This is a genomic window from Mycobacterium sp. E3298 (assembly GCF_001666895.1).
Classification (GTDB): domain Bacteria; phylum Actinomycetota; class Actinomycetes; order Mycobacteriales; family Mycobacteriaceae; genus Mycobacterium.
Genome location: NZ_LZJB01000129.1, coordinates 1 through 4416 on the forward strand (window position 1 = coordinate 1; position 4416 = coordinate 4416).

3 protein-coding genes and 1 pseudogene are annotated in these 4416 nt (G+C 71.2%); 3 read left to right on the plus strand and 1 reads right to left on the minus strand.

Features of this window, described 5'->3' with window-relative positions; translation table 11 throughout:
- Positions 1-61 precede the first annotated feature (61 nt).
- The gene (locus A9X05_RS06180) at positions 62-1207 is read right to left on the minus strand and encodes an acyl-CoA dehydrogenase family protein (protein ID WP_067756817.1); all 1146 of its coding nucleotides are present in this window, start codon (positions 1205-1207) and stop codon (positions 62-64) included.
- A gap of 30 nt (positions 1208-1237) precedes the next feature.
- On the opposite strand from A9X05_RS06180, the gene A9X05_RS06185 reads away from it, so the two are divergent.
- The 3 genes and pseudogenes from A9X05_RS06185 to A9X05_RS06195 form a co-directional block, all read left to right on the plus strand.
- Positions 1238-2233, plus strand: a complete 996-nt coding sequence (locus A9X05_RS06185) for a MaoC family dehydratase (RefSeq protein ID WP_067779963.1) — start codon at positions 1238-1240, stop codon at positions 2231-2233.
- Positions 2234-2249: 16 nt separating this feature from the next.
- Positions 2250-3440, plus strand: coding sequence for a CoA transferase (locus A9X05_RS06190; RefSeq protein ID WP_067779966.1), 1191 nt, complete (start codon positions 2250-2252; stop codon positions 3438-3440).
- Positions 3434-4416, plus strand: a pseudogene (locus A9X05_RS06195) (hypothetical protein); the annotation flags it as partial. The gene A9X05_RS06190 and the pseudogene A9X05_RS06195, both read left to right, overlap by 7 nt.

Sequence of the window (4416 nt, forward strand, 5' to 3'; positions counted from 1 at the left end):
CTGGTGCCAGAAGTCAGGCAAATATACAGCACACCAGGGCGTCAAGCCCGCACATTCGGACTCAGATGCCACCGCGCGCGACGAGCTGCCCGGCGATCACGTTGCGCTGAATCTCGTTGGTGCCCTCGCCGACGATCATCAGGGGCGCGTCGCGGAAGTATCGCTCCACGTCGTATTCGCACGAGTAGCCGTAGCCGCCGTGAATCCGCACGGCGTTCAGCGCGATCTCCATCGCCACTTCGGAGGCGAACAGCTTGGCCATGCCCGCCTCCATGTCGCAGCGCTCGCCGCTGTCGTACCGCTCGGCGGCGTAGCGGGTGAGCTGACGGGCGGCGGTCAACTTGGTCGCCATGTCGGCCAGGTAGTTGCCCACCGACTGGTGCTTCCAGATCGGCCGCCCGAAGCTCTCCCGCTGCTGCGCATAGGCCAGCGCGTCCTCGAGCGCCGCGGTGCCCACGCCCAGCGCGCGGGCGGCGACCTGGATGCGCCCCGTTTCCAGGCCCTTCATCATTTGCGAAAAGCCCTCGCCCATCCGGCCGCCCAGCACCGCCGACTCCGGCGCGGAGAAGTCGTCGAACGACAACTCGCAGGATTCCACGCCCTTGTAGCCCAGCTTGGGCAGGTCTCGCGACACCGTCAGGCCCGGGCCGTGCTGGACGAGCACGATCGAGATGCCCCGATGTCGCGGGGCGGCGTTCGGATCGGTCTTGCACAGCAGCGCGATCAGATCGGACCTCCGCGCATTGCTGATCCACGTCTTGGCGCCGTTGATGCGCAGGCCGCCCGTGCCGTCGGGTAGGGCCGTCGTCGTCATGTTCTGCAGGTCCGAGCCGCCGCCCGGCTCCGTCAACGCCATGGTGGCCCGCAGCTCGCCGGTCGCCATCACCGGCAGGTAGGCCCGCTTCTGCTCCTCGGTCCCGAACAGCGTCAGCAGCTTTGCCACCACTGTGTGCCCGCCCATCGCCCCGGCCAGGCTCATCCACCCGCGGGCCAATTCCTCGGTGACCCGTACGTAGCACGGCATGGAGACCGGCGAACCGCCGTACTCCTCGGGAATCGCCAGGCCGTAGATGCCGATCCGCTTCATCTGCTCGATCCACGCCTCGGGATAGGTGTTGGCGTGCTCGATCTCACGGACGGTCGGTTTGACGTCCCGGTCGATGAACGCCCGCACCGTGGCGACCAGCATCTCTTCTTCGTCGTTCAGCTCACTTCTCACGTGTGCCATATTGGCCCCGTGACTTTTGCGCATGTACGGGAGGGCGGGCCCTACTTCGACGACCTCTCCGTCGGTCAGGTCTTCGACTGGGCGCCGGTGATCACGCTGTCCTCGGGGTTGGCCGCGGCGCACCAGGCGATCGTGGGGGATCGGCTGCGGCTCGCCCTGGACGCCGGGCTGTGCGCCGCCGTGACCGGCCTGCCCGCCCCGCTGGCGCATCCGGCGCTGGTCTGCGATGTGGCGATCGGGCAGTCGACGCTGGCCACCCAGCGTGTCAAGGCCAACCTGTTCTACCGCGGCCTGGCGTTTCACCGGTTCCCGGTCATCGGTGACTCCCTGTACACCCGCACGGAAGTGGTTGGGCTGCGGGCGAACTCGCCCAAGCCGGGTCGCGCTCCGACCGGGATGGCGGCGCTGCGGATGACCACCGTCGACCAGGACGAGCGGCTGGTGCTCGACTTCTACCGCTGCGGCATGTTGCCCGCCGGCCCCGACTGGCGGCCCGACGAGGCGCCGCACGACGACCTGTCCACCATCGGCGCCGACGCGCCCGGCCCCGACGTCGACCCGACCGCGCACTGGGACGGCGAGGTCTTCCGGAACAAGGTGCCCGGTCCCCACTTCGAGCCGGGCCTGGCCGGTGCGGTGCTGCACAGCACCGGCGACGTTGTAAGCAGCGCCCCGGAGCTCGCCCGGCTCACGCTGAATATCGCCGCCACCCATCATGATTCGCGGGTCGGCGGGCGACGGCTGGTGTACGGCGGCCACACCATCGGGCTGGCGCTCGCGCAGGCGAGCCGGCTGCTGCCCAACCTGGTTACGGTGCTGGGCTGGGAATCCTGCGATCACACCGGTCCCGTCCACGAGGGCGACACCGTCTACAGCGAGTTGCACGTCGAGTCGGCCGAGCCGACCCGGCACGGTGGCGTGCTGCGGCTGCGGTCGCTGGTCTACGCGGCGGGCGAGCCGGACCGTGCGGTGCTGGACTGGCGATTCAGCGCGCTCCAGTTCTAGGACCGCCACGCGCACAATGGGAGGCGTGAGCTCGGCTACGTCGACGTGGGGGAGCAGCGGGCTGGCCTACCTGACCGGCCTGCCGGGCGGGCCGCCCGACTTCTCCCGCGCGAACGTGCTCTGGCACGCCCAGCGGGTGGCAACGGCCGTCGGCGAGCGGCTGGGCGTCGCGGTCGACGCCGCCGACCTGCTGGCCGGGCGGGCCGCGCTGCTGGGCCTGACCCGCGGCGGCCGGGTCTCCGCCGGGGGCGCCACCCGATTGCTGACGGCCGCCGACGGCTGGTGCGCGATCACGCTGTCGCGGCCCGACGACGTCGCCGCCGTCCCCGCCCTCGTGCAGAGCGACGACGTGGGGGCGGACCCGTGGCCGGCGGTGCGGCACTGGGCGGCAACGCATCACCGCTCCGCGGTCGTTGAGCGAGCGGCCCTGCTCGACATCCCGGCGGCCGCCCTGAGCGAGGCCGCGGCCGCGGCGCCGCGGATCCGACCGTGGGGCGCCCGCGGGCCGGCGCGCGACGTCGGCGGTCTGTTGGTCGCCGACCTGTCCTCGATGTGGGCCGGTCCGCTCTGCGGACAGCTGCTGGCGCGCGCCGGGGCGACAGTCGTCAAAGTCGAAAGCCCACGCCGACCCGACGGCACCCGGGCTGGGAACCAGGCCTTCTTCCATTGGATGAACGGTGAAAAGCTCTCCTATTGCGTCGATTTCGACACCAACGCCGACGAATTGCACGAGCTGCTTGCCGTCGCCGACATCGTGATCGAAGGCTCGCGGCCCGCGGCGCTGACGCGGCGCCGCCTCGGGCCGCACGACATCGAGCCAAGGCAGGGGCGAATCTGGTTGCGCATCACCGGCTATGACGGCGCCAGGCCAGGGTTCGGTGACGACGCCGCGGTGGCCGGCGGCCTGGTCGGCGTCGCCGCCGACGGACCGGTGTTCTGCGCCGACGCCATCGCCGATCCGCTGACGGGGCTGGAGGCGACGCGGTTGGTCGCCGATTCGCTGGGCCGCGGCGGCGGCGAACTGATCGAGGTCGCGATGGCCGCGGTCGCCGCCGGTTACGCGGCGCTGCCGACGCAGGCGTCGGTGTCGAACCGGCCCGCGCCGCCCCCGCGTGTTCCGCAGGCTGCCCGCCGGTCGGCACGGCTGGGCGCCGACCACGAGGCCGTGCGCCGGATCGTGGCCGAAAGGAGTTGCCGGCGATGCTGATTCGTCGCGCGACTCTGCTGGACGGGACGACCACCGACATCCGGTTCGGCACCCGCATCGACGAAATGGGCGACGGGCTGGCCGCCGAGACCGGCGAGGGCGTGCTCTACGCCGGTGGGGGCACCGTCCTGCCCGGCCTGCACGACCACCACGTGCACGTGCGTTCGGCCGCCTCGGCCCTGGATTCGTTCTTCGTCGGGCCACCGGGTGTCAGCACCAAATACGAACTGGCACAACTGCTGTCGAACGCGACGCCGGGCCCCGACGGCTGGATTCGCGCCATCGGCTATCACGAGTCGGTCGCGGGCGATCTGGACCGGGACGCGCTCGACGCGATGGTGCGCACCGCCCCGGTGCGCATTCAGCACCGCAGCGGGGTGCTGTGGATCCTCAACTCCGAGGCGCTGGGCCGGATTGGGCTTTCCGAACATCCCGACGGGCGCCTGCGCAGCGCGGACCACGGCTGGTCGGACCTGCTGCAGCGGCGCGAGAGCGACCTGGCGGAGCTGAGCCGGCGAATCACCGCCACCGGCGTCACCGGCGTCACCGACGCCACCCCGGACCTCGACGCCGACGACATGGTGTCGCTCGTGGTGGCGCACCGGCACGGCGAGTTCCGGCCACGACCGAGTTTCCTGTCCCCGGGCAAGATCATCCTGCACGACGACCGCCTCGACCTCGACGCCCTGACGGACTGGATCGGAGACCACCACGACACGGGCAGGCCCGTCGCCGTGCACTGCGTGACCGCGGCCCAGCTGGTGGTCACCATCGCCGCGCTGCGGTCGGCAACGAGGTTGGGTTGCGTCACCACGGTGACACCCAGCTCGGCGAGGTCGGCCACGTTGTCCTGCGGCACCACGGCGGCGTGCTCGATCCGATCTCGTGGATGGCTGCCGGCCGACCGCAGCGCGGCGATGGTGACCACCAGCTGGGCCGCGGTCACGCAGTGCACGGCGACGGGCCTGCCCGTGTC